The sequence below is a fragment of the Methylobacterium sp. 391_Methyba4 genome (assembly GCF_029691625.1).
Taxonomy (GTDB): domain Bacteria; phylum Pseudomonadota; class Alphaproteobacteria; order Rhizobiales; family Beijerinckiaceae; genus Methylobacterium; species Methylobacterium fujisawaense.
This window is the reverse complement of the sequence record NZ_CP121475.1, coordinates 5,451,294-5,474,420: the sequence shown is the minus strand read 5'-3', so window position 1 is coordinate 5,474,420 and position 23,127 is coordinate 5,451,294. Positions and strand designations below refer to the sequence as shown.

Genomic DNA, 23,127 nt, shown 5'->3' with positions numbered 1-23,127 from the left:
CCGGCACCGCCGCGCGGCGGTGCCGGGAGGCGGCCCCCTGATCGGCCCCCTACTTCGGGACGAAGGCCCAGTAGTCGAGGTCGAGAATCACCGCCGGGTCGTAGCCGTCGCCCGCGCGGTCCGGGAAGGCGCCGCAAGACTGATTCTTGGTGGCGACCGTCCGCAGGCGCAGGAGCCCGACATCGTCGCGGCCGACATCGGCTGTGGCCAGCACCTCGCTCCAGGCATAGACCGTGTCGCCGGCAAACAGCGGTGCCACGTGGCGGCCGGCATTGATGCCCGCGAGGGCGAAGGCGTTGCCGAGCCCGTTGAAGCTCAGCGCCCGGGCGAGCGAGATGACGTGGCCGCCGTAGATCAGGCGCCGGCCGAACCGGGTGTCCTTGGCGGCCAGCCCGTCGAAATGCACCTTGGCGGTGTTCTGGAACAGGCGCGTGGCGATCTGGTGCTCGGCCTCCTCGACGGTCATGCCGTCGACGTGGTCGATCTTCTCACCGACCGCGTAATCCGCGAAGCGGTGCGGGCTGCCGGCGAGGTCGGTGTCGTAGGCGGCGGCCGAGAGCTTCGGCAGGGCGCCCGCGAGATCCTGCGGGTCGACCACCTTGGCGAGGCTCGGCACGTGCTCCTCGGCGATGGCCGCCTCGGGGTCGCGCTTGCGCACGAGGACCCAGCGGCAATAGCTCAGCACGGTCTCGCCGCGCTCGTCGGAGCCCACCGAGCGGACATAGACCACGCCGGTCTGGCGGTTCGAGCTCTCCTTGAGGCCGATCACCTCCGACACGGTGGAGAGCGTCTCGCCCGGATAGACCGGCCGCCGGAACCCGCCCTCCGCGTAGCCGAGATTGGCCAGCGCGTTCAGCGAGACGTCCGGGACGGTCTTGCCGAACACCATGTGGAAGGTGAGCAGGTCGTCGAGCGGGCTCTTCGGGTAGCCGATGGCCCGGGCGAAGGCGTCCGACGACTGCACGGCGAAGCGCGGGCCGTAGAGGCCGGTGTAGAGCGCCACGTCGCCCACCGTCACGGTGCGCGGGGTGGCGTGGCGGATGGTCTCGCCGAGGCGGAAATCCTCGAAGAAGCGGCCGGGATTCGTCTTCACGGGCGTTCGGTCCTACTGCGCGTAAACGTAGGTTGCGGGCACGGCGTACTCGTGCAGCAGGCGGCTGATGAACAGCAGCAGCAGGATCAGGATGATCGGCGAGATGTCGACGCCGCCGAGATTGGGCAGCAGGTTGCGGATCGGCCGCAGCACCGGCTCGGTCAGCCGGTAGAGCACCTCGCCGATCTGCGCGACGATCGGGTTGCGCACGTTCACCACGTTGAACGCCACCAGCCAGCTGAGAACCGCGCTTGCGATGAGGACATAGATGAAAAGCTGGACGACCGTGTCGAAGAGCCAGATCAGGGCGTTCATGCAGGTCCGCGCGCTATCCTCGGGGCGCCCGCACCCCAGCGCCGGAGCGGCGCGCGGCGGGCGACGTTGAAACAGGGAATTGACAGGCTGAGCCGCCCGCGCCTACAAGGCCGGCGCCTCGACGGGGCTGTAGCTCAGATGGGAGAGCGCCGCAATCGCACTGCGGAGGTCAGGGGTTCGAATCCCCTCAGCTCCACCAGGCCTTCCTGGTGACAATTCAGCATCCTGGCGACGCGGCGATATCGCCGTCGCAGCCAGGACTTAGCGGTAACCAGCCGCGATTTTCGCGCCCTGCGCCCCTGTCCGATCACCGATCTCAAGCCTGCTGGCGCCCGGACCGCGCCTGATCCGCGGGCGCGGAGGGATGGGCGACCGCGGGCCGTCTCACGCCGCGCGGCCGCGTCCGGACCGGCGGCCCTGCAACCATTGCGGCGGACCGGGGTTCGCTCCCGATTGACGACAGGCGGAGGCCGGGTGGCGCCCTGGATCGAACAGACAGTCTGGTGGCAGGTCTTCCCCCTCGGCTTCGTCGGCGCCCCCGACCGGGCCGACCCGGCCGCACCGGTCGTGCATCGCCTCTCCCACCTGCAGGCTTGGCTCGACTACGCGGTGGAGCTCGGCGTGTCCGGGCTGGCGCTCGGGCCGATCTTCGCGGCCTCCACGCACGGCTACGACACGATCGACCCTTTCCGGATCGATCCGCGCCTGGGCGATGAGGCCGATTTCGACGCGCTGATCGCCGCGGCCCGTGCCCGCGGCCTCCGCGTCCTGCTCGACGGGGTGTTCAACCATGTCGGGCGGGCCCATCCCGCCTTCCAGGACGTCCTGCGCAACGGGCCCGAAGCCCGGCAGGCCAACTGGTTCAGGCTGTCCTGGCCGCGGGGCTCCGGCCCGGGCATCGAGCCGGACTACGCCTGCTTCGAGGGCCATCGGCAACTCGTGACGCTCAATCACGACGCGCCGCAGGTCGCCGATCATGTCGCCGCCGTCATGGACCATTGGATCGCCCGCGGCGCCGATGGCTGGCGGCTTGACGCGGCCTACGCGGTCCCCCCGCACTTCTGGGCGCGCGTGCTGCGGCAGGTCCGCATCGCCCACCCGGAGGCCTACATCGTCGGCGAGGTGATCCACGGCGATTACGCCCGCTTCGTGCGGGACACCGGCATGGATGCGGTGACCCAGTACGAGCTGTGGAAGGCGATCTGGAGCGCCCTCAACGATCGCAACCTGTTCGAGTTGGCCCACGCCCTGGACCGGCACAACGGCTGCCTCGACACGTTCGCGCCCCTGACCTTCGTGGGCAACCACGACGTGACGCGGATCGCCAGCCGGCTCACGGACGACCGGCACCTGCCGCACGCCCTGGCGATCCTGCTGACCTGCGGCGGAACGCCCTCGATCTATGCCGGCGACGAGCAGGCCTTCCGCGGCGTGAAGGAGGAGCGGGTCGGCGGCGACGACGCGATCCGGCCGGCCTTCCCGCCGACGCCCGCGGACCTCGCTCCGTACGGCTGGCCGATCTACCGGCTGCACCGGGACCTCATTGCGCTGCGGCGGCGTCATGCCGGGCTGCACCGCGCGCGGACACGGACCCTGCACCTCGCCAACGAGCAGCTCGTGGTCGTGCTGGGCGACGGCGCCGCGCGCGTCCTGCTGGCCCTGAACCTCGCCGACGCGGCCGTTCCGCTGCCGGTCCCGGATGCCCGGGCGATCGAGGCCGGCCAAGGCGATCTCGCGGAAGCCGGCGGCCCGAGCGCCCGGGTGACCCTTCCGCCCCACGGCTGGGCCATCCTGGTTGTCTGACCGTCGCGGGTCGGCCCGCGACGGATCGGCCGCGGCCCTGCCCTACCCCGTGCCCTACCCCGTGCGGCGCGCGGTCCAGCGGCCCGCACAGGCGCCGAGCCCCGACAGGGTCCAGCGGCCGGTCCCGGCGGATCCGCGCAGACGGCCCGAGACCAGGACGCTGGCGAGCCCCTTGCGGATCGTGCCGGTGATCCGGCCGTCCGCGCCCGCCCGGCCGGACGCGTCGACGCCGTTGCCGCCGGCATCGTCCACGGTCCCGTCCCGGATGACGATCGGGTAGCTATACGGCCCCGTGCAGCTCCCGCTCTCCGCGGTGGCTATGACCGACCAGGCTCCATCGAACCGGTTGGCCGCGTAGGCTCCCGTCGGAGCGCCGACGGCGAGGAACAGGGCGGGCGCGAGCAGTGCAGCACGAAGTCGGGTCATCGTCTCCTCTGTGGTGATTTCGAAGCGCGGGCGCGGTTCATCCGCGGCCGGATCATCGACAGGGCCGATCGGGTGCGGGCCTGAAAGGGCAACGGGCCGGACGCGCGCCCGGAGTGGCGCGGGCGTCCGGCCTCGCGGCCGTGCCGGACAAGAGGGCCATCCGCCCGGCACAACCTCGACAAAGGGGTGGGATGCCGTGGAAGCCTGGGGCCCCACGGCACGTCCCGCAACCCCGATATGGCCCCTAACACGTTCTTTCAAATGAGAGATTTGTACCAGTACGGCGCGCTTTTTTCACGCCGCCGATCCGGACGCCCGACCGCTCCCGTCAGGAGAAGTTCCGCGAAGGCCCGCCGCCCAGGCGGCGCGGCCCACGGTGCCCGACACGGCCGGCAGGCGGGCCGGCCGGTGCCCCGGACGCGATGCGGCATCGACTTCTGCAACTTCTAAACAGTGGTCGCGAAGATCCGCCCCGGGGTCGCACCGGCCCCGGCGCTTCTGGCCCGGTGTTCGGTCGATATCCGCACGTTCGGCACGCCCAGGTCTGCTGGGCGGTTCGCCGGCGATCTGCGCGAGACAACGCCTCGACGGGCTGGGCATCAATCCTTGGCTCAAAACGCCCGCGTCGATGATGCGTGTATACCAAGAAAATAACTTAGGTGAGGGAACCTGCTTGTGCGCAACCCGTTTGTGCCCGGCTGCCGGAGGAGCGGCGAGCGCGGCATGGGGTGCGAGAGCGGTGACGGCGGGCGTCGACAGGCACGAACTCCGGCAGATCATCGCCGGCCTGAGCGAGGGCGTGATCCTGGTCGAGCCCGACCAGACCATCGCGTACGCCAACGCCGCGGCCCTGGCGATGCACGGCGCCGAGAGCCTCGACGAGCTCGGGCCGACCGTGGACGCGTACCGGGACCGGTTCTGCCTGCGCTACCGCAACAACGTCGCGCCCAACCAGTATCCGATCGAGCGCGTCGTCGCCGGCGAGCGCTTCCACGATGTCGTGGTCGAGGTGCGCCGGGCCGACAAGCCCGAGATGGATTTCGTCCACTCGCTGCGCAGCCTCGTGGCCACGGACCGCGACGGCAAGCCGAGCTGCCTCGCGCTGATCCTCAAGGACGTCTCCGACCAGTTCGAGGCCGAGGAGCGGTTCGAGCGGACCTTCAACGCCAACCCGGCTCCGGCGGTGATCACCCGGCTGTCCGACCTGCGCCACGTCAAGGTCAACACCGGCTTCCTGGAGATGACCGGCTTCACCCGCGACGCCGTGATCGGCCGCAGCGTCTACGAGGTCGACGTCCTGGCCGGCGCCCGCAACCGCGACCTCGCGGTCGCGCGCCTCGAGTCCGGCGGCACGATCCCCCAGATGGAGGCCTGCCTCGACCTGCCCGACGGCGGCAGCCGGTTCGTGATCGTCGCCGGCCAGCCGATCGCGATGGGCGACGAGCCGTGCATGCTGTTCACCTTCGCCGACCTCGAACTGCGCCGGAAGGCCGAGACGGCCCTGCGCCAGAGCGAGGAGCGCTTCGCCAAGGCGTTCCGGATGACGCCGGTGCCGACCGTGCTGGTGCGGGCGGACACGTTCCAGGTCACCGGCATCAACGAGGCGTTCAGCCGGGTCTTCGGCCACGGCGAGGACCGGATCGTCGGGCGCAGCCTCGACGAGGCCGGGCTGTGGGTCGCCGACAAGCAGCGCCTGCAGGTCGAGGCCGCCCTCGACCGGCACGGCTACGTCCTCGGGGTCGAGGTGTGCCTGCGCCACGAGAGCGGGACGAACCTGGACTGCCTGGTCTCGGCCGAGCGCGTGACCATCAACGATGCCGAGTTCGCCCTGCTGGTCCTGCAGGACATCACCGAGCGCAAGCACACCGAGCGGGAGCTGTTCGACGCGATCGAGACCGTGATGGCCGACACGTCGTGGTTCAGCCGCGGGCTGATCGAGAAGCTCGCGACCCTGCGCCGCCCCGGCCGGGAGGCCGCCGAGGGGGCGGCGCCGAACCTGACGGTGCGCGAGCGCCAGATCCTCAACCTGATCTGCTCGGGCCTCGGCGACGACGCGATCGCGCGCAAGCTCGGCCTGTCGCGCAACACGGTGCGCAATCACGGCGCCGCCTTGTACCGCAAGATCGGCATCCACAAGCGCAGCGAGGCGGTGGTGTGGGGGCGCGAGAACGGCTTTCCGCTGAGCAGGCCTGACGGATGAATACCGCCGTACCGGTATGGGCGGACCATTGATCGGGCGATGTCCGCCCTCATCTTCCGCGCGGCCAGGGCTCTTCCGCGCGGGACGAGGCGCCCGCGACTGAGCCCCCTCGCCGGCGCCGCCCCACCGCGAGGCCCCCTGGCGACGCCCCCACCGGCGACACCCCCTTGCGACGACCCACGACGACCACCACCACCGGAGTGACAGCGTGACCACCATCCAGACCGTAGCAACGCCCCTCGCGCCGGACGCGCACGCCGACACGCGTGCCGTCCTGCTCAACCAAGTGTCCTGGGGGGCGATCTTCGCCGGCGCCGTCACCGCCCTGGTCACCCAGGTGATCGTGAACCTCGTCGGCGTCGGGGTGGGCCTGGCCTCGGTGGGCACGACGGCGGCCGACAATCCCTCCGCCTCCACCGCCTCGATGGGCGCCGGCATCTGGTTCGTGGCCTCGGGCATCGTCGCCTCGCTGGCCGGCGGCCTGATCGCCGGCCGGCTCTCGGGCAAGCCCCTGCCGGGCGCGGCCGCCCTGCACGGTCTCGTGTCCTGGGCGGTGACGACGCTGGTCGTGCTCTACCTGCTGACCTCGGCCGCCAGCGGCCTGGTCGGCGGCACGCTGAGCACGGTCTCGGGGGCGCTCGGCGGCGCGGGCAACCTCGTGGGCGGCACCGTGCAGACGGCGGCCCAGGCGGCGGCGCCGTCGCTGGCGAAGATCTCGAACCCGCTGGACGGCATCGAGCAGAAGGTCCGCCAGCAGACCGCCGGCCAGGACCCGCAGGCGGCCCGCGACGCGGCGGTGGCGGCGATCAAGGCGCTGTTCACGGGTGACGCGTCGCAGAAGCAGCAGGCCGAGGCCCGCGCGGCCGACGCCCTGGCCAAGGCGCAGAACATCCCGGTCGATCAGGCCCGCCAGCAGATCCAGGATTACGAGACGCAGTACGACCAGGCGGTGGCCACCGCCAAGCAGAAGGCCGAGGCCGCGGCCGTGACGGCCAAGTCGGCGGCCACGCAGGGCGCCTTCTACGCGGCGCTGGCGCTGATCCTGGGGGCCCTGGCGGCCTTCCTCGGCGGCCGCCTGGGCGCGCCGAAGCCCGCGGCCCTGCTCGGCGCCTACGAGACCCGGCGCGTCTGACCGCCCTCGGCGCCCGCGCCTCCATGCGGGCGCCGCCCATCCCCGGCGGGCGGAACGCGCCTGGCCGGGATCCCTGCCCCCCCTCCAACCGCACGGAGCACACGCGATGAGCAGCACCACCGACAAGATCAAGGGCCTAGCCAACGAGGCGGTCGGCAACGTCAAGCAGGCGGCCGGCAAGGCCACGGGCAACGACAAGCTGGTGGCCGAGGGCAAGGCGCAGGAGCTGAAGGGCGAGGCCCAGAAGACCGTCGGCGACATCAAGGACGGCGCCAAGACCCTCGCCGACAAGATCACCGGCAAGCACTGATCCTCATCCCGCGGCGCCGGGCCACCGGCGCCGCAGCCCCCCGGCGAGGTCCCATCACCCCGAGACAGGAGAGCAGCATGAACCGCGACCAGATCCGTGGCGCGTCCCGTCACCTCAAGGGTCGCGCCCAGACCGCCCTGGGCGGCCTGACCGGTGACCCGGCCCGCCAAGTGCGTGGCGCCGTCAACCAAGTGGCCGGCGGCGCTCAGTATGCCTACGGTCGCGCCCGCGACCGGGCCGAGGATTTGGCCGACGATGGCCGCCATCTGGCCGAGGCCGCCCGGACGCGGGCCGACCATCTCATTGGCGAAGGCCGCGAACGCGCCCGGGACGTGCGCCGCCGTGGCGCGGTCTACGGCCGGCAGGCGATCCGCACGGTCGAGGCCAACCGCACGAACACCCTGCTGGGTCTGGCCGCGCTCGCCTTCGCGGCCGGCTGGCTCGTCCGCCGCACCCGCTGAAGGAGGCCCCCATGCTGCGCAAGATCCTGACGGCCTTCATCGTGCCGAAGCTCATCGCCTATGTCGGCCGCCGCTTCGACCGGCGCCAGCGCACCGGCCGGACCTACTGAGGTAACGCGCCGTCGCGGCGGCCGTCGTTCCCGCGCCCGCCCCGGTCGCGGACGCCGGGAGACCCGCCGGGGCGACGCGACCCGCGGGCCGCTATCCCGGCGCCTTCCAGATGCTGGCGGCGATCCGCGTCGTCTCGACCAGTGCCGCGTGGAGCGCCGCGTCGCCGTCGCAGCGGCCGGCGCGGATGGCTGCGACCAGAGCCGCCGGCGCGGCGGCGTCCCCTTCGGCGGCGTCCCCTTCGGCGGAGAGCACGCCAAGCATCCGCGCCCAGGCCTCGGCGGCGGCACCCTCCTGCTCGATCTCCCGCAGGACGATGCCCATCGCGTTGGCGGCCATCAGCAGGACGTAACGCTGGCGCCCCGACAGGGCGGGGGCGACCTCGTCGAGGAGGCTCTGCCGGGCCACCGCCAGGAGGGCGGCGCCCGCGGGCGCGTCCGGGAAGGCGGCGCTCATCGGGCTCCCCATCGTTCGGGCGCGGTCTCGCGCAGGATCGTGGCTTCGAGTTCGGGCGCCATCCGGCCGGTGAGCGCGAGCTCCAGCGACGTCTCCTGACCCGAGACGTGGCGGTGGCCCTGCTCCAGGGCGATCACCGCCCAGCGCAGATGCGCCATGATCTCCCAGTAGCACACGGCCTCCGGGTCGATCCTGCGTCCGCTCTCGGCCTCATAGCCGCGGTAGAAGGCGGCCCGCGGGGCGATGCCGCCGGCCTCCAGGTCGGGCCGGCCGAACCGCCAGCAGGCGGCGCAGAACCAGCCGATATCCTGGACCGGGTCACCCCAGCCGGCGAATTCCCAATCGAGGATCGCGGTCAGGCCCTCGGCATCGACCATGTAGTTGCCGGTGCGGAAGTCGCGATGGACCAGGACCGGCTCGGGACAGGGCGGCGCGTGGCATTCGGCCCAGCGCAGGCCCCATTCGAGGGCCGGGCGCACGGCGCCGATCCCGTCGAGATTCGCCCGCAGGGTGCGGATCTCGGTGAGCGCCGGATGCGCGTCGGGCGCACCGAGGAAGGCGAGGTCGTCCGCCAGGACGGCGCGGCCGGGGCCATCGGCCCGCAGGATTCCGTGGATCCGGGCCAGCTCCCGCCCGAGCTGCTCGGCCAGGGCCGCCCGGTCGCCGCCGAGGCGCGTGTCCTTCACCACCCGCGGCCCCAGCCCGACCCCGGAGACGAACCCCATCAGGGCGAAGGGCGCCCCGACCACGCCCGGATCGGCGCAGAATCCGACCGGCTCCGGCACCCGCACGCCGGCCGCGAAGGCGGCGCGCAGGATCCGGAACTCCTCGGCCCGCGGGCGGCTCGACGCGATGGTGGCCGGCGCGTCCTTGCGCAGGACGAAGCCCCGCTCGCCGCCGTCGACCCGGCAAGCCAGCATCCAGTTCTCCTGGATCGAGCCGCCGGTCAGCGGCCGGATGTCGTCGAGGGTGACCGTCCCGGCCCCCAGGGTCCGGCCGATCCAGGCGCAGAGCGCCGTCCTTTGACCTGCGTCCAGCATGGGGGTTCAGGGCCGCGTCACTGGACGCGCTCGAGGGCCAGGGCGATCCCCTGGCCGCCGCCGATGCACATGGTCACGAGACCGTAGCGGCCGCCGGTCCGGGCCAGCTCGTAGAGGGCCTTCACGGTGATGATCGCCCCCGTGGCGCCGATCGGGTGGCCGAGGGCGATGGCGCCGCCGTTGGGGTTGACCGTGTCGGGATCGAGGTCGAGGGCGCGGGAGACCGCGCAGGCTTGGGCCGCGAAGGCCTCGTTCGACTCGATGACGTCGAAATCCCCCGCCCGCAGCCCGGTCCGCTCCAGCAGGCGCCGCACCGCCGGCACCGGGCCCATGCCCATCTCGGACGGGTCCACGCCCGCATGGGCATAGCCGACGATCCGGGCGAGCGGCGTCGCGCCGTCGCGCTCGGCCTGCGCGGCGCTGGACAGGACCAGGACGGCGGCGCCGTCGTTCAGCCCCGAGGCGTTGCCGGCCGTGACGCTGCCGGTCTTGGAGAAGGCCGGGCGGAGCTTGGCGAGGTCGTCGGCGCTCGTGGCCTTCGGGTGCTCGTCGGTGTCGAAGGCCACCGTCTCGCGCTTCCGCTGCACGTCGATCGGCAGGATCTGATCGCGGAACCGGCCCTCGCGGATCGCCCGTGCGGCGCGCGCCTGGCTCTCGGCCGCGAAGGCATCCTGCATGGCGCGGGGGATGGCGTAGCGCTCGGCCACGTTCTCGGCGGTGACGCCCATATGGCCGTTGCCGAATGGGTCGCTCAGCGCGCCGAGCATGTAGTCGACGAGGACGGCGTCGCCCATGCGCGACCCGGTCCGCCCGGTGGTCAGGAGGTGGGGCGCGCGGCTCATGCTCTCGGCCCCGCCGGCCACCGCAATCTCCGCATCGCCGAGCAGGATGGACTGCGCGGCCGAGACGATCGCCTGCAGGCCGCTGCCGCAGAGGCGGTTGACCGTCATGGCCGGCACCTCCTTGGGGAGGCCGCCCTCCAGGGCGGCGACGCGGGCGATGTAGGCGTCCCGGGGCTCAGTGGGGATGACGTTGCCGAGGACCACGTGGCCGACCGCCTCGGGCGCGGTCCCGGCCCGGCGCAGCGCCTCGGCGACGCAGCGGGCGGCGAGGACGGAGGGGGGCGTTCCGGCGAGCGCGCCGCCGAAGGTGCCGATCGCGGTGCGCACCGCGCCTGTGATCACGACATCGGTCATCGTCTTGGGCTCCATGGCTTACTCGGCCGATCGGCGGATGGGACAGCGGACAGCCTGGACGAGGCCGTGCTCACGCCCCGACACCCCACGACCAGAAGGCGTCGCCCTCGGCCTCCAGATTGCGGTTGAGGACCATCTTGTGGACCTCGTCGGCCCCGTCCACGAGGCGGGCCTGCCGGGCGTAGCGGTAGATCCATTCCAGCGGCGTGTCGGTGGAATAGCCCCGGGCGCCGTTGATCTGGATCGCCGTGTCGGCGGCCGCGTGGAGGAGGTTGGCCACGTGCACCTTGGCCATCGACACCTCCTTGCGGGCGAAGCTGCCCTGGTCCAGCGCCCAGGCGGCCTTCATCACCAGGAGCCGCCCGATCTCGATCCGCATGGCGAGGTCGCCGAGCATCAGCTGGATGCTCTCCCGGTCGGCGAGGCGCACGCCGAAGCCGTGCCGCTCGGCCGCATAGGCCCGGGCGATCGCGACGCAGCGCTTCGACAGGCCGAGCCAGCGCATGCAGTGGGTCAGCCGCGCCGGCCCGAGGCGGATCTGGGTGAGCTTGAGGCCGTCGCCCTCGCTCATCAGCACGTTCTCGGCCGGGATCTCCAGGCCCTCGAACAGCAATTCGCAATGGCCGCCATGCTCCTCCGGCCCCATGATCGGGATGCGGCGCAGGATCCGCCAGCCGGGCTGGTCCCTGTGGAACAGGAAGGCGGTCAGTCCCTTGCGCGCGTCGTCGGAGGTGCGCGCCATCAGGATGAAGTGCGCGGCCTCCTCGGCGCCGGTGATGTACCACTTGCGGCCGGTGACCACGTAGCGGTCGCCCCGCCGCTCGGCCCGGGTCTGGATCATCCCCGGATCGGAGCCGCCGCCGGGATGCGGCTCGGTCATGGCGAAGGCCGAGCGGACCCGTCCGTCGACGATCGGCGCGAGCCAGCGCGCCTTCTGGGCCGGCGTCGCCACCTTCTCCAGCACCATCATGTTGCCGTCGTCCGGCGCGGCCGCGTTGAACACGACCGGCCCGAAGATCGACCGGTTCATGGCCTCGTAGCAGACCGCCATGCCGACCCTGTCGAGACCGGCGCCGCCGGTCTCGGGCCGCAGCTGCAGGCACCACAGGCCCTGGTCGCGGGCGAGACCCCGCAGCCGGGCCAGCTCGGTGAGGCTGATGTTGCCGTGGCCGTCATAGGCCGTCGGATCGGCCTCCAGCGGCAGGATGTGCGTGTCCACGAAGGCCGCGATCCGGGCGCGGTAATCCTCGACGCGCGGGGAGATGGTGAAATCCATGAGCCCACCTGCTGTGCCGGCCCAGGCGATAAAAATCGAGCGAGCGCTCGCTTTTTATCGCCTGGATTCGGATCTGGCAACGCGCTAAGGGCGACTGACAACGGGCCAAGGGACGGGGACCGTCTTCGGCCGTCGCCCCGACCGGCCCGCGCGACGATGGATCGATGAGACCCGCTGACGCTCCCCCGTCCGCCCGTCCGGCCGAATTGCCGGCGAAGGACGCCTACGCGACCGAGGCGATCTGCGCGCGGATCCTGGCGCGGCACCGGGACCGGATCAGCGTCCGGAAGGATCACGTCGCCACCGCCAACCTCGCCCGGATCATCGAGGCGGTGCTGAAGCTGTCGAGCCGGCAGGGCTTCCACGAGACCAGCCTGCGCGACCTCGCGCAGGCCTCGGGCCTCAGCATGGGCGGGCTCTACTCGTACTTCGACAACAAGAACACGCTTCTGGTGATGATCCTCACCGAGGTGGCCGAGACGGCCGAGGCCGTCCTGCGGCAGGCTCCCGCGGGGATCGAGGGGGATCCGGCCGCGCATCTGCGCTGGCTGATCGAGACCCATATCCGCCTGACCGAGGCGATGCAGCCCTGGTTCGTCTTCGCCTTCATGGAGGCGAAGGGGTTTCCGGCCCCCGCCCGGACGATGGCGACGGAGAGCGAGGCCGCCACGGAGCGCATCTTCGCCGAGGTCCTCGCCCGCGGCGTTGCGGCGGGCGTCTTCGCGGTCGCCGACGTCGATCTCACCGCCGCGCTGATCAAGCCGCTCCTGCAGGACTGGTACGTGAAGCGGGCCAAGCACCGGAAGCGCGGCATCCCGATCCAGCGCTACATCGCCGGCGTCATCGCCTTCGTCGAGAAGGGCATCGCGGCGCCCTGACCGCGTCGGCGCGGCCCGCTTCGCGCCGCTGCCGGCCGCCCTCCGCGAACGGACCGCCCGGGCGCCGGGCGTCCCCGGCCGCCGCGCCCTCGCGGCGAGGCGCTAGGAGGCTGGGGCGCGGCCCGACGCCAGCGGCCCGGGCAGCGCCCCGATCAGGACCCGCAGGCCGCCGATGTCGTCGAGGACGGCGTCGGCGGCGTCTGCGTCTTCGGGGCGCCCGTAGCCGTAGCGGGCCAGGATCGCGGCGACGCCCGCCGCGCGGGCCGCCGCGATGTCGTGGTGCATGTCGCCGACCATGACGGCCCGGCCGGGCTCGACCCCCAGCCGGCGCAGGGCCTCCCGGAGCGGCGCGGGATCGGGCTTGCGTTGGGGCAGCGTGTCGCCGCCCACCACCGTGTCGATCAGCGGCGTCAGCCCCACCGCATCCAGGATCAGGCCGGTGGCGCGGGCCGGCTTGTTGGTGACGATCGCCAGCGCGAGGCCCGCCTCCCGGAGCGCGCGGACGGCTTCCGCCGCGCCGGGAAACAGAGCCGTGCCGGCCGCCGCGATCGGCTCGTACACGGCCAGGAAGGCCGGCAGCAGCTCCGCCGCCCGGTCGGCGTCGCCGCCGGAGGCCCGCAGGGCGCGCCGCAGCAGCGCCAGGGCGCCGTCGCCCACCATCGCCCGCACCGCGGCGGCCGCGACCGGCGGCAGGCCGTCCTGCGCCAGAATCGCGTTGAGGGCCGTCCGGAGATCGGCCAGGCTGTCGACGAGGGTGCCGTCGAGATCGAGGAGAACGGCGTCGAAGCGCGACGGGGCCGCAGGCAAGGGTGTTCTCCGCGTCGAGGGGGGCCGCCGCCGGACGCCGACGCTTCGGTCTCCGGGACGGGCGGTTCCTAGCGGGTCGCGCGCGGCCGGGCCAGGGAGCGCCGCTCGCAACGGGCGCGACCCGCGATGACGCGGCCATGTCCGGGCCATGTCCGGCCCGTGACCGGCCCCGCGGGTTCGGACGATTGCGAGCGGCCCGGCGGATCGCGCGGCGCATCCGCACGCGGCTGGCGAATCCGGCCTCCTGGGCGATCGCCCCGATGGCAGGCGGGTCACCGCCCGGATCCGCTCGGCCGCCGCGACGCGGATCGTCCCGACGGCCCGGCGCGCCGGGACACGAAGCGTGACCGGACGGGAGGCATCCGCGTCCGGACCCGGCGGCCCGGATGCGGCACCGCCTATCGCGGCCCGGAGCCGGCCGGCGTCTGATCGGTGCAGGTGATCGGCTTGCCGGACCCGTCGGTCCACGTGACCGACCGCCCCTTGCCCCGCAGCTCGTGGGTGGCGTCGGCATAGCGGAACCCCGACCCGCTCAGCTGCACCGGCAGGGTGACGGCGCCGCCGTCGCCCGGCCGGACGATTGCCTGCTCCGGCCCCGCGCCGTTCACGAACGTGACGGCCAGCGTCCGCCCCGTCGGACAGGCGAAGGTCACGTGGATCGTCTCGGGCCGCCCCGGTCCGGCCGCAGCCCCGTGCGGCCCGGCGGCCACGAGCAGGCCGCCCACGAGGATCGCGGGCCGGACGGCACGGGCAGGGATTCTCATCGACCACTCTCCAGACACGTTCCGGCGGCCGCGTGGCGGCCGTCCCGACGATCATCGCCGGGATGCGCCCTGCGGGCAATCGGAGGCCTTCCCGGATCACCTGAAATGCGCGCAACCGAACAATTGTATTGATCTATAATGTTTCATTGCCGCACAGAAACGAAAGCCCAATACAGTAAATAATTCACGATTTGTCCAACGCGACAAGACGGATCACGGTCCAGCCCCGTCGATCACGGTGTGCCGGCCGCGATCGAAGATCGGTCCGGTCGGCGAGCCAAGCGTCCGGGGCTGTTGCGACGGCACTGTCCAGGACGCGAATCCGGGTCGTGGCTGACCACCGCCCGCGCGCGCCGCTTAAATGGCTCCTTAATGAAAGGAAAATAGTAATGCGAAAATCGCGCAGCTGCAGATCCAATGAACCGCCCGAAACACGCTCTGTCGACACTGATCGCGGCGCTGACCAAATCCCCGCGCGGCCTGACCGCCATCCGTCAGCTCGCGGAACTGCAGAAACAGGTCCCGTCCCTCTACGGACTGCTCTCGGTCAATGCCTGCGCGCTCGCCGCGACGCATTATGCCCTGGCGCCCGCCATCCTGACGCTCGGCATTCCGGCGGTCGTGATCTCGCTGTGCCTGATCCGCGGGGTCCACTGGCTGCGCCTGCGGCCCGAGACGTTGAGCGAGGCGCAGGCGGTCCATCATCTGCGGCGGACCACGGTGCTCACGATCTTCTTCTCGATCGTCTTCGTGGTCTGGGCGATGGTCCTGACCGGGTTCGGCGGCCCCTACGAGCAGGGCCACGCGGCGATCTTCGTGGCCGTCACGGTGATCGCCTGCATCTTCTGCCTGACCCATCTGCCGGTCGCGGCCTTCCTGGTGACCGGCATCGTCATGAGCGTGTTCCTGTTCTGCTGCGTGACGAGCGGGAACAAGGTCTTCCTCGCCATCGCGGCGAACACGGCCTTCGTGACGGTGGTGATGGTCCGGACCCTCAACACCAACTACCGGGCCTTCGTCGACCTCGTGGCGTCCCAGGCCGTGGCGAGCCGGCTTTCCGAGGAGAATGCGCGCCTTGCCCAGACCGACAGCCTGACCGGCCTGCCGAACCGCCGCTACTTCTTCCAGAAGCTCGACGAGGCGATCCGCTCGCCCTCGGAGGCGGGCGCGCCCTTCGCCCTGGCCATCTTCGACCTCGACCGTTTCAAGCCGATCAACGACACCTACGGGCATAATGTCGGCGACCGCGTCCTGGCGGAAGCCGGCCGGCGCCTCGCGGAATTCGCCAGCGCCGACGTGGTGGTGACGCGGCTGGGCGGCGACGAATTCGGCGTGATTCTCCGAGCGTCCGAAGGGGCCGCGGCGGCGCTCGCCTTCTGCGACGGCATCTGCACGGCGCTGCAGCAGCCGACGCGGATCGGCGACATCCGGGTCGTCACCGGCTGCTCGGGCGGCCTCGCCCTCTCCTGCAAGGCCACGCGCGACGCGGACGCCCTGTTCGACCGCGCCGACTACGCGCTCTACCACTCGAAGGAGCAGCGGCGCGGCGCAACGACCCTGTTCTCGCAGGAGCACAAGGACGCCATCCATGCCGAGCAGGCGGTGGAGACGGCCCTGCGGACGGCCGACCTCGCCGCCGAGATGGTCCTGCACTACCAGCCGATCCTCGACACGGAGACGGGACGGATCGCCTTCGTGGAGGGTCTGGCGCGGTGGACGAGCCCGTCGCTGGGCCAGGTCGGGCCGGACCGGTTCATCGCGGCAGCCGAGCGCTGCGGCATGATCCACACGGTCACGCTCCTGCTTCTGCGCAAGGCGCTCGCCGACGGCGCGCGGCTGCCGCCCGAGACCGGCCTGTCCTTCAACCTCTCCGCCCACGATCTCGCCTCGCCGGAGACCGTCCTGGCGATCCTGGCCGCGGTGCAGGGCAGCGGCTTCGACCCGCGCCGGCTGACGCTCGAACTCACCGAGACCGCCCTGATGCGCGACTTCGATCACGCCAAGGCGGCCATCACCGCCCTGCGCAGCCTCGGCATCAAGATCGCGCTCGACGATTTCGGGACGGGCTATTCCAGCCTGGGCTACGTCCACCGCCTGCCGCTGGACAAGATCAAGATCGACCGCAGCTTCATGGTCGACATCAACACGGACCGGGGCTGCAGCCTGATCTCCACGATCCTGGACCTGTGCCGCAACCTCGGTCTCGACGGGATCGTCGAGGGGATCGAGACGCAGGCCCAGCTGGACGTGGCGCGGCGGCACGGCAGCCGCTACGTCCAGGGCTATCACATCGGCCGGCCGATGCCCCTCGCCGACCTGCTCCAGCGGATGGACCACGACGCCGGCGCGGTGCGTCGCAGGGCCTGAGGGACGGGCGGGCGGCGCGTCGCCATCCGCCGGCACGGCGCCGTCCGTCGGGCCGCAGCCTCAGGCGGCCACCGGGGCCGCCCCGGGTTCCGGCAGCTGCATGTGGCGATAGGCGTGCCGGGTGAGGACGCGGCCGCGGGGGGTGCGCTGCACGAAGCCGCGCTGGATGAGATACGGCTCGATGATGTCCTCGATCGCGTCGCGCGGCTCCGACAGGGCCGCCCCGATCGTCTCGATCCCCACGGGCCCGCCCCCGAAGGAGCGCGCGATCAGGCTCAGGTACTTGCGGTCCATCACGTCGAGCCCGGCCGCGTCCACGTCGAGCAGTTGCAGCGCCCGGTCGGCGATCGCCCGCGTCACCGTCTCGGCCTCCGCCACTACGGCGAAGTCCCGCACCCGCCGCAGGAGACGCCCGGCGATCCGCGGCGTGCCCCGCGCCCGCCGGGCGATCTCGTTGGCGCCCTCCGCCGACATCCCCAGGCCCAGGACCCGCGCCCCGCGCGCCACGATCTGCTCCAGCTCGTCGATCTCGTAGAATTCCAGCCGGATCGGGATCCCGAACCGGTCGCGCAGCGGCGTGGTCAGAAGCCCCGCCCGGGTCGTGGCGCCCACCAGCGTGAACTTCGGCAGCTCGATCTTGACCGAGCGCGCCGCCGGGCCCTCGCCGATGATCAGGTCGAGCTGGTAATCCTCCATGGCCGGGTAGAGGATCTCCTCCACCGCCGGGTTGAGCCGGTGGATCTCGTCGATGAACAGGACGTCGCGCTCCTCCAGGTTGGTGAGCTGCGCGGCCAGGTCCCCGGCCTTGGCGATCACCGGGCCGGAGGTCGAGCGGAAGTTCACGCCGAGTTCGCGCGCCACGATCTGGGCGAGCGTCGTCTTGCCCAGGCCCGGCGGGCCGACGAACAGCACGTGGTCCAGCGCCTGGCCGGTCTTCCGCGCCGCCTCGATGAACACCTGCATGTTCGCCCGCGCCGCACGCTGCCCGATGAACTCGGACAGGCTCAGCGGGCGGATCGTCTGATCCGGCTCGCCGGCGACCGGATCCGCGCCCGTCCGGAGCGGCGCCATCGTTCAGGCCGCCCTGGCGCGGCCCGACGCCCCCTCGAAGGGCTGGACCAGGACGCGCCGGCCCGAGAGATCGTGCACGCTCACCCGCCACTCGGCCCAGTCGGTCCGGTTCGCCAGCGACTGCCGCACGTCGGAGGCGACCTTCCGGGCCCGGTCGACCAGGCGTGCCGCGGCGCGGACCTCGGTGCCGCGGGCATCGAACACGCATTCGAGGCCGTTGGTGCAGTGGAACCGGTACTTGGCCATCCCTCGCTCCTCCTCGGCCGCCCCGTGCGGCCCGCGTCGTCTGTTCATTATATGTTCTCATTTTCGTAGGATCCAGCCCCGGCGGGGCGTCGCAGGCGCCCCCGGCGGGGCCGGGGCGTCGGAGGTTCGGTTGCGGCCGACGGGATCGGCAGGGAACACCGCGCGCCCTGCGGGCTTACCGGCCCGGACGCTTCACCATCGGACCGGGATACCGCCATGCGCGCCACGCTCCTCGCCCTCCTGCTGGCCGCCGCCCTGGGCACGCCCGGCCGCGCCGCCGAGGCGCCGGCCGAGTCCGACGCCCTCAAGCCGATGGTGAAATCGGACAGCCTCGTGTTCAACGGCATCACCCGATCCCCGGACGGCCGGCTGTTCTCCCCGTTCCAGCGGCAGAGCAAGGACACGGGCCTCGAACTCGGCGAGTGGCGGGACGGCAAGGCGGTTCCGTTCCCCGACGCGGCCTGGAACGCCTGGAAGCCGGGCGACGATCCGGCCAAGGCCTTCGTGGCGGTCAACGCCATCCGGATCGGGCCGGACGGGGACCTCTGGGTGGTCGACAAGGGCGCGCCGGGCATGGGCGCGGCGCCGCTGCCGGGCGGCCCGAAGCTCGTGCAGATCGACCTCGCCACGAACGCCGTGCGCAAGGTCTATCCGCTGCAGGCGGCGACCGGCGAGAAGAGCTTCATCGACGATTTCCGCTTCAACGGCAGCCACATCTACCTGACGGATGCCGGCCAGCCCGGGCTGATCGTCCTCGACCGCGAGACCGGCGGCCTGCGGCGGGTGCTCGACGGCCATTGGTCCACCATCGCGCAGCGCCCGCTCACCGGCCAGGGCCGGGTGCTCCGGGACGACCAGGGCAAGCTGCTCTTCATCCACGCCGACCAGCTGGAGGTCTCGCCGGACGGCAAGACCTTCTACTATCAGGCCTGCACCGGGCCGCTCTACAGCATCGAGACCCGGTATCTCGACGACGCGACCGTGAGCGACGACGAGCGCGCCAAGCACGTCAAGCTCCACGCCGCCACCGTGGCGACGGGCGGCACCGCCATCGACGCGGCGGGCACGATCTACGCGAGCGACACGGACGGCCTGCGGATCCTCAAGATCGCGCCGGACGGGACGATGAGCACCCTGGTGCAGGACCCGCGGCTCGTCTGGGTCGACGCGATGTGGATCGACGAGCAGGGCGGCCTGTGGATCCCGGCGGCGCAGATGAACCGCACGCCGGCGATGAACGGCGGCGAGGCCTCGGCGGTCAAGTTCCCGACGACGATCTACCGGATGCAGATCGACGCCAAGCCGCTGCGCAACTGAGCCGGGTATGAAGCGCCGGACGCACCGCGCGGAGAACCGGGATGCCGGTTCCCAAGTTTGACCGAAGCGGGGGCCGGGCCCCGGCGCGAGGATGGGAGGGACGGATCATGCGCAGGATTCGGACGTCGCGGCCGGCCGCCGCCTTCTTGGCGGCCGGCCTGATCGTCACGTGCGCGACGCCGACGCGGGCCGACGCCGCCCTCGTCCTTCGCGAGACCCGGCTCCACACGCCACCGGATTCCCACGAGCCGCAGCGGGCGATGGTCAACCTGCGCAACACCGGTCCGGACCTGGCGACGAACGTGACCGTCCTGTGTACCTTCACGGGGGCCGGTGGGGCGGTGCTCGACACGCAGCAGGCCTCGGTGCCGGAGGTCGTGGGCCTCGCCGACGTGCAGGCCGAGACGATCTACTACGGCTGGCCCCGCGCGAGCGGCGCCACCTGCCGCCTCGCCGAGCCGCACTGACCCGGTCATCGCGGGCCGGCCGACGCAGCCTTGGCGGTTTCCGCGCGTTATGGTGCGTTCCCGTGGCGTCCCAGGTCCGTTTCCGGCAGAAGGCCCCCACGACCCGCCACCTCTGTCACAGCGCCAGTCCCGTGCCCGATTCACCGGCCCTCCCCGCCCCGGCGACCAGCCCCGACCGCCCCGCGCAGATCGGCCCCGTCGCGTCCGCGCGGCCGGCGGCGGAGCCCGTCGCGACGCCCGGACCCTGAGCGTGGACGCGACAGGGACCGACATGCTCCTGCGGCGCGCCCGCGCGCTGGAGGAGGAGGCCGCCGGATTGCGGGCGCGGGCGGCGACCACCGGCACCGGCGGCGCGCCGCCGATCCCCGACGGCGCCGCCCGGTTCGCCGCCATCGCCCTCGACCGCGACGGGTGCATCACCGCCTGGAACGCCGGCGCCGAGGACATCCTCGGTTGGACGGCGGAGGCGATGGGCGGCCAGCCCTTCGCGGCGCTGTTCACGCCCGAGGACCGGGCGGCGGACCATCCCGGGGCCGCTCTGCGCAGGGCCCTGGACGAGGGCGGCGTCGCGGACGCGGACTGGCACCTGCGCGCCGTCGGCGGCCGCCGGCGGATGTCCGGCTCGGTGACGCCGCTGCGCGACAAGGCCGGTGCCCATGTCGGCTACGTGGCGGTGCTCCAGGACAGCCTGGACCTCGACACCGCCGACCGGGCGCTCCGGGAGGCCGAGGCCCGTCTGCTGCGGGCGCAGGAAGCGGGCGGGATCGGCCTGTTCACCGTGGGGGTCGACGACGGGCTCCTGCACCCGACCCCGCAATTCTGCCGGCTCTACGGCCTGCCGGAGCGCAGCACCTACCCGGCCGAGATCGTCGAGGCCCTGATCCTGCCGGAGGACCAGACCCTCGTCTCGACGGCAGCGAGCCGGCGCCGGGGCGACGCCCCGCGCGACGTCACCTACCGGATCCGGCGGCCGGATACCGGGGAGATCCGCTGGATCGCGCGGCAGGGCGAGATCGAGCGCGACGTCCACGGGCGCCCGGTGCGGTTCTCCGGGGTGGCGCGCGACATCACCGAGCAGCGGCAGGCCCGGGACGCCCTGCGCGCCGGCGAGGAGCGCTACCGGACGCTGTTCGACGCCATCGACGACGGCTTCTGCATCATCGAGTTCTTCGACGGCCCGCACGGCCCCCTGAGCGACTACGTCCACATCGAGGCCAATCCGGGCTACGAGCGCCACACCGGCATTCCCAACATCGTCGGACGGACCCTGCGCGGCCTCGTCGCGGCCGAGGACGCGGATGCGTGGCTCGACCTGTACGGCGGGGTGCTCCGCACCGGCCGCCCGATCCGGTTCGAACGCTTCTTCGCGCAGGCCGACCGCTTCATCGACGTCTCGGCGGCCCGGGTCGAGCCGCCGGGACGGCGTCAGGTCTCGGTGCTGTTCCGGGACGTCACGGCGCGCCGGCAGGCGGAGGACGCGCTGCGCGCCAGCGAGGCGCTCGCCCGCACCAACATCCAGCGCGTGCAGCTCGCCCTCGCGGCCGGCGCGATCATCGGCACGTGGTTCTGGGACCTGCCGAGCGACCGCTTCACCGTCGACGAGGCCTTCGCCCGCAGCTTCGGCCTCGATCCGGCCCTCGGCCGCGAGGGCCTGAGCCTCGCTCAGGTGGTGGAGACCGTACATCCCGACGACCGCGACGGCCTGGCCCAGGCCATCACGGCCGCGATCGCCCGGGGGGGCGCCTACGCGCACCAGTACCGGGTCCGCCGTGCCGACGGGAACTACTACTGGCTGGAGGCGAACGGCCGCGTCGACCATGCGCCGGACGGCACGCCCCTGAGCTTCCCCGGGGTCCTGATCGACGTGGACGAGCGTAAGGCCGTCGAGGCGGAGCGGGACCGGGTCACCGCGGCGCTGCGCAGCCTCAACGAGACCCTGGAGCAGCGGGTCGCCGCGCGCTCCGCCGAATTAATGCGCGCCGAGGAGGCCCTGCGCCAGTCGCAGAAGATGGAGGCGGTCGGCCAGCTCACCGGCGGGCTCGCCCACGACTTCAACAACATGCTGGCCGGGATCGTCGGCTCGCTGGAGCTGATGCAGACCCGGATGCTGCAGGGCCGGGTCGGCGACCTCGACCGCTACATCGGCGCGGCGCAGGGGGCGGCCAAGCGCGCCGCCGCCCTGACCCACCGCCTGCTGGCCTTCTCGCGCCGCCAGACCCTCGACCCGAAGCCGACGGACGTGAACCGTCTGGTCGAGGGCATGATGGACCTCGTCCGCCGCACGGTCGGCCCCGCCGTGGCGATCGAGTCGGTGGGGGCCGGCGGCCTGTGGCCGACGCTGGTCGACCCGAGCCAGCTCGAGAACGCGCTGCTCAACCTGTGCATCAACGCCCGGGACGCGATGCCGGAGGGCGGCCGCATCGTCATCGAGACGGCCAACCGCTGGCTCGACCACCGGGCCGCCCAGGAGCGCGAGCTGGAGCCGGGCCAGTACGTCACGCTCTGCGTCTCGGACAACGGCACCGGCATGACCCCCGACGTGGTCGCCAAGGCCTTCGACCCGTTCTTCACCACCAAGCCGATCGGCGAGGGCACCGGCCTCGGCCTGTCGATGATCTACGGCTTCGCCAAGCAGTCCGGCGGGCAGGTCCGGATCTACTCCGAGATCGACCAGGGCACGATGGTCTGCCTGTACCTGCCCCGCCATCTCGGCGAGGCGGAGGCCGAGGCGAGCCTGCCCGACCTCGCCCACGCCCCCCGCGCCGAGCAGGGCGAGACGGTCTTGGTGGTGGACGACGAGCCCACCGTGCGGATGCTGGTGACCGAGGTGCTCGAAGACCTCGGCTACGCGGCGATCGAGGCGGCGGACGGGGCCTCGGGCCTGAAGGTGCTCCAGTCGGACGTGCGCATCGACATGCTCATCACCGATGTCGGCCTGCCCGGGGGCATGAACGGCCGCCAGATGGCCGATGCCGGCCGCCAGCACCGTGCCGACCTGAAGGTCCTGTTCATCACCGGCTACGCGGAGAACGCCGCCCTCAACCACGGCCATCTCGGCCCCGGCATGCAGGTGATGACGAAGCCCTTCGCCCTGGAGGCGCTGGCCACCCGCATCCGCGGCATCATCGGGGGCGAGGGCTGAGATCCGGAGGCCGCGGTCGGGCGCCAGGCGGCCGCATCCGGGGCGGTGCGGTCGGGCCGGACCGGGCGGCGCCCGGCGGAACGTCGGTGCCCCCGCCGGACACGGGGTGCGGCAGGCCCGCGCGGAACGGGCGGGCGGGGTCGGGCGTCATTGCCATACCGATCCGACGCGCCCATGAGGACGGCCTCAGCGCGGTGCCCGAATTGGAGAGCGGCAGCCGCGGTTGCGCGTCAGGAATGTCGACCCGCGCCG

Annotated in this window: 21 protein-coding genes and 1 tRNA gene; 11 read left to right on the top strand and 11 right to left on the bottom strand. The window is 72.3% G+C overall.

The window, feature by feature from the left end; all coding sequences use genetic code 11:
• Positions 1-49 precede the first annotated feature (49 nt).
• Complete coding sequence (locus P9K36_RS25745) at positions 50-1,093, bottom strand: MaoC family dehydratase (RefSeq protein ID WP_043379397.1); 1,044 nt, start codon at positions 1,091-1,093, stop codon at positions 50-52.
• 12 nt (positions 1,094-1,105) lie between these two features.
• A complete protein-coding gene (locus tag P9K36_RS25740; RefSeq protein ID WP_010684838.1) occupies positions 1,106-1,408 on the bottom strand; it encodes a YggT family protein in 303 nt (100 codons plus the stop codon).
• A gap of 123 nt (positions 1,409-1,531) precedes the next feature.
• On the opposite strand from P9K36_RS25740, the gene P9K36_RS25735 reads away from it, so the two are divergent.
• A tRNA-Ala gene (locus tag P9K36_RS25735) sits at positions 1,532-1,607 on the top strand.
• 275 nt (positions 1,608-1,882) lie between these two features.
• Entirely contained in the window at positions 1,883-3,211 is a 1,329-nt protein-coding gene (locus P9K36_RS25730; RefSeq protein ID WP_075381074.1) for an alpha-amylase family protein, read from the top strand.
• Positions 3,212-3,265: 54 nt separating this feature from the next.
• On the opposite strand, the gene P9K36_RS25725 is transcribed toward P9K36_RS25730, so the two are convergent.
• On the bottom strand, positions 3,266-3,637 hold the full coding sequence (locus P9K36_RS25725; protein ID WP_043759707.1) for a hypothetical protein: 372 nt from the start codon (positions 3,635-3,637) through the stop codon (positions 3,266-3,268).
• Between the two features lie 739 nt (positions 3,638-4,376).
• On the opposite strand from P9K36_RS25725, the gene P9K36_RS25720 reads away from it, so the two are divergent.
• From P9K36_RS25720 to P9K36_RS25705, 4 genes are all read left to right on the top strand, one after another.
• Positions 4,377-5,837 carry a helix-turn-helix transcriptional regulator gene (locus tag P9K36_RS25720; protein WP_043759706.1) on the top strand — a complete coding sequence of 487 codons (1,461 nt, stop codon included), beginning with the start codon at positions 4,377-4,379 and terminating at the stop codon, positions 5,835-5,837.
• Between the two features lie 208 nt (positions 5,838-6,045).
• The gene (locus tag P9K36_RS25715) at positions 6,046-6,969 is read left to right on the top strand and encodes a PhnA-like protein (RefSeq protein WP_278306215.1); all 924 of its coding nucleotides are present in this window, start codon (positions 6,046-6,048) and stop codon (positions 6,967-6,969) included.
• Positions 6,970-7,075: 106 nt separating this feature from the next.
• The gene (locus P9K36_RS25710) at positions 7,076-7,279 is read left to right on the top strand and encodes a CsbD family protein (RefSeq protein ID WP_278306214.1); all 204 of its coding nucleotides are present in this window, start codon (positions 7,076-7,078) and stop codon (positions 7,277-7,279) included.
• A gap of 77 nt (positions 7,280-7,356) precedes the next feature.
• Positions 7,357-7,740, top strand: a complete 384-nt coding sequence (locus P9K36_RS25705) for a CsbD family protein (protein WP_043350215.1) — start codon at positions 7,357-7,359, stop codon at positions 7,738-7,740.
• A 201-nt stretch (positions 7,741-7,941) separates the two neighbouring features.
• Here P9K36_RS25705 and P9K36_RS25700 read toward each other — a convergent pair whose 3' ends face one another.
• The 4 genes from P9K36_RS25700 to P9K36_RS25685 form a co-directional block, all read right to left on the bottom strand.
• Complete coding sequence (locus tag P9K36_RS25700; protein ID WP_278306213.1) at positions 7,942-8,304, bottom strand: DUF6285 domain-containing protein; 363 nt, start codon at positions 8,302-8,304, stop codon at positions 7,942-7,944.
• The gene (locus tag P9K36_RS25695) at positions 8,301-9,344 is read right to left on the bottom strand and encodes a phosphotransferase family protein (protein WP_278306212.1); all 1,044 of its coding nucleotides are present in this window, start codon (positions 9,342-9,344) and stop codon (positions 8,301-8,303) included. The genes P9K36_RS25700 and P9K36_RS25695 overlap by 4 nt, the downstream gene beginning before the upstream one ends.
• Positions 9,345-9,361: 17 nt before the next feature.
• Positions 9,362-10,540, bottom strand: a complete 1,179-nt coding sequence (locus P9K36_RS25690) for an acetyl-CoA C-acyltransferase family protein (protein ID WP_179697475.1) — start codon at positions 10,538-10,540, stop codon at positions 9,362-9,364.
• Positions 10,541-10,610: 70 nt separating this feature from the next.
• A complete protein-coding gene (locus tag P9K36_RS25685) occupies positions 10,611-11,816 on the bottom strand; it encodes an acyl-CoA dehydrogenase family protein (RefSeq protein WP_043379413.1) in 1,206 nt (401 codons plus the stop codon).
• A 164-nt stretch (positions 11,817-11,980) separates the two neighbouring features.
• Between P9K36_RS25685 and P9K36_RS25680 the strand changes: the two genes are divergently transcribed.
• Positions 11,981-12,694 (top strand): TetR/AcrR family transcriptional regulator, encoded by a 714-nt coding sequence (locus P9K36_RS25680; RefSeq protein WP_278306211.1) that lies wholly within the window; start codon positions 11,981-11,983, stop codon positions 12,692-12,694.
• 102 nt (positions 12,695-12,796) lie between these two features.
• Here P9K36_RS25680 and gph read toward each other — a convergent pair whose 3' ends face one another.
• Both gph and P9K36_RS25670 read right to left on the bottom strand, forming a co-directional pair.
• The gene (gene gph, locus P9K36_RS25675) at positions 12,797-13,501 is read right to left on the bottom strand and encodes a phosphoglycolate phosphatase (RefSeq protein WP_278306210.1); all 705 of its coding nucleotides are present in this window, start codon (positions 13,499-13,501) and stop codon (positions 12,797-12,799) included.
• Positions 13,502-13,899: 398 nt separating this feature from the next.
• Positions 13,900-14,265, bottom strand: a complete 366-nt coding sequence (locus P9K36_RS25670) for an MliC family protein (RefSeq protein WP_043351262.1) — start codon at positions 14,263-14,265, stop codon at positions 13,900-13,902.
• Between the two features lie 417 nt (positions 14,266-14,682).
• Here P9K36_RS25670 and P9K36_RS25665 point away from each other — a divergent pair, with 417 nt between their 5' ends.
• A complete protein-coding gene (locus P9K36_RS25665; protein ID WP_111473535.1) occupies positions 14,683-16,632 on the top strand; it encodes an EAL domain-containing protein in 1,950 nt (649 codons plus the stop codon).
• Between the two features lie 60 nt (positions 16,633-16,692).
• Here P9K36_RS25665 and ruvB read toward each other — a convergent pair whose 3' ends face one another.
• Together ruvB and P9K36_RS25655 are read right to left on the bottom strand one after the other, a co-directional pair.
• Positions 16,693-17,703 (bottom strand): Holliday junction branch migration DNA helicase RuvB, encoded by a 1,011-nt coding sequence (ruvB, locus tag P9K36_RS25660; RefSeq protein WP_043759692.1) that lies wholly within the window; start codon positions 17,701-17,703, stop codon positions 16,693-16,695.
• A 3-nt stretch (positions 17,704-17,706) separates the two neighbouring features.
• A complete protein-coding gene (locus P9K36_RS25655; RefSeq protein ID WP_043387267.1) occupies positions 17,707-17,949 on the bottom strand; it encodes a hypothetical protein in 243 nt (80 codons plus the stop codon).
• Between the two features lie 216 nt (positions 17,950-18,165).
• On the opposite strand from P9K36_RS25655, the gene P9K36_RS25650 reads away from it, so the two are divergent.
• The 3 genes from P9K36_RS25650 (at position 18,166) to P9K36_RS25640 (ending at position 22,875) form a co-directional block, all read left to right on the top strand.
• Entirely contained in the window at positions 18,166-19,266 is a 1,101-nt protein-coding gene (locus P9K36_RS25650) for an L-dopachrome tautomerase-related protein (protein ID WP_043759690.1), read from the top strand.
• A 107-nt stretch (positions 19,267-19,373) separates the two neighbouring features.
• Positions 19,374-19,733 (top strand): hypothetical protein, encoded by a 360-nt coding sequence (locus P9K36_RS25645; protein WP_043351061.1) that lies wholly within the window; start codon positions 19,374-19,376, stop codon positions 19,731-19,733.
• A 250-nt stretch (positions 19,734-19,983) separates the two neighbouring features.
• Entirely contained in the window at positions 19,984-22,875 is a 2,892-nt protein-coding gene (locus P9K36_RS25640) for a PAS domain S-box protein (protein ID WP_205782335.1), read from the top strand.
• Positions 22,876-23,127: the final 252 nt, after the last annotated feature.

Coding starts and splice junctions, on each gene's coding strand:
- P9K36_RS25740 (WP_010684838.1), bottom strand. CDS start 1,408: ATGAACGCCCTGATCTGGCTCTTCGACACGGTCGTCCAGCTTTTCATC.
- P9K36_RS25725 (WP_043759707.1), bottom strand. CDS start 3,637: ATGACCCGACTTCGTGCTGCACTGCTCGCGCCCGCCCTGTTCCTCGCC.
- P9K36_RS25710 (WP_278306214.1), top strand. CDS start 7,076: ATGAGCAGCACCACCGACAAGATCAAGGGCCTAGCCAACGAGGCGGTC.
- P9K36_RS25705 (WP_043350215.1), top strand. CDS start 7,357: ATGAACCGCGACCAGATCCGTGGCGCGTCCCGTCACCTCAAGGGTCGC.
- P9K36_RS25700 (WP_278306213.1), bottom strand. CDS start 8,304: ATGAGCGCCGCCTTCCCGGACGCGCCCGCGGGCGCCGCCCTCCTGGCG.
- P9K36_RS25695 (WP_278306212.1), bottom strand. CDS start 9,344: ATGCTGGACGCAGGTCAAAGGACGGCGCTCTGCGCCTGGATCGGCCGG.
- P9K36_RS25690 (WP_179697475.1), bottom strand. CDS start 10,540: ATGACCGATGTCGTGATCACAGGCGCGGTGCGCACCGCGATCGGCACC.
- P9K36_RS25685 (WP_043379413.1), bottom strand. CDS start 11,816: ATGGATTTCACCATCTCCCCGCGCGTCGAGGATTACCGCGCCCGGATC.
- P9K36_RS25680 (WP_278306211.1), top strand. CDS start 11,981: ATGAGACCCGCTGACGCTCCCCCGTCCGCCCGTCCGGCCGAATTGCCG.
- P9K36_RS25670 (WP_043351262.1), bottom strand. CDS start 14,265: ATGAGAATCCCTGCCCGTGCCGTCCGGCCCGCGATCCTCGTGGGCGGC.
- P9K36_RS25665 (WP_111473535.1), top strand. CDS start 14,683: ATGAACCGCCCGAAACACGCTCTGTCGACACTGATCGCGGCGCTGACC.
- ruvB (WP_043759692.1), bottom strand. CDS start 17,703: ATGGCGCCGCTCCGGACGGGCGCGGATCCGGTCGCCGGCGAGCCGGAT.
- P9K36_RS25655 (WP_043387267.1), bottom strand. CDS start 17,949: ATGGCCAAGTACCGGTTCCACTGCACCAACGGCCTCGAATGCGTGTTC.
- P9K36_RS25650 (WP_043759690.1), top strand. CDS start 18,166: ATGCGCGCCACGCTCCTCGCCCTCCTGCTGGCCGCCGCCCTGGGCACG.
- P9K36_RS25645 (WP_043351061.1), top strand. CDS start 19,374: ATGCGCAGGATTCGGACGTCGCGGCCGGCCGCCGCCTTCTTGGCGGCC.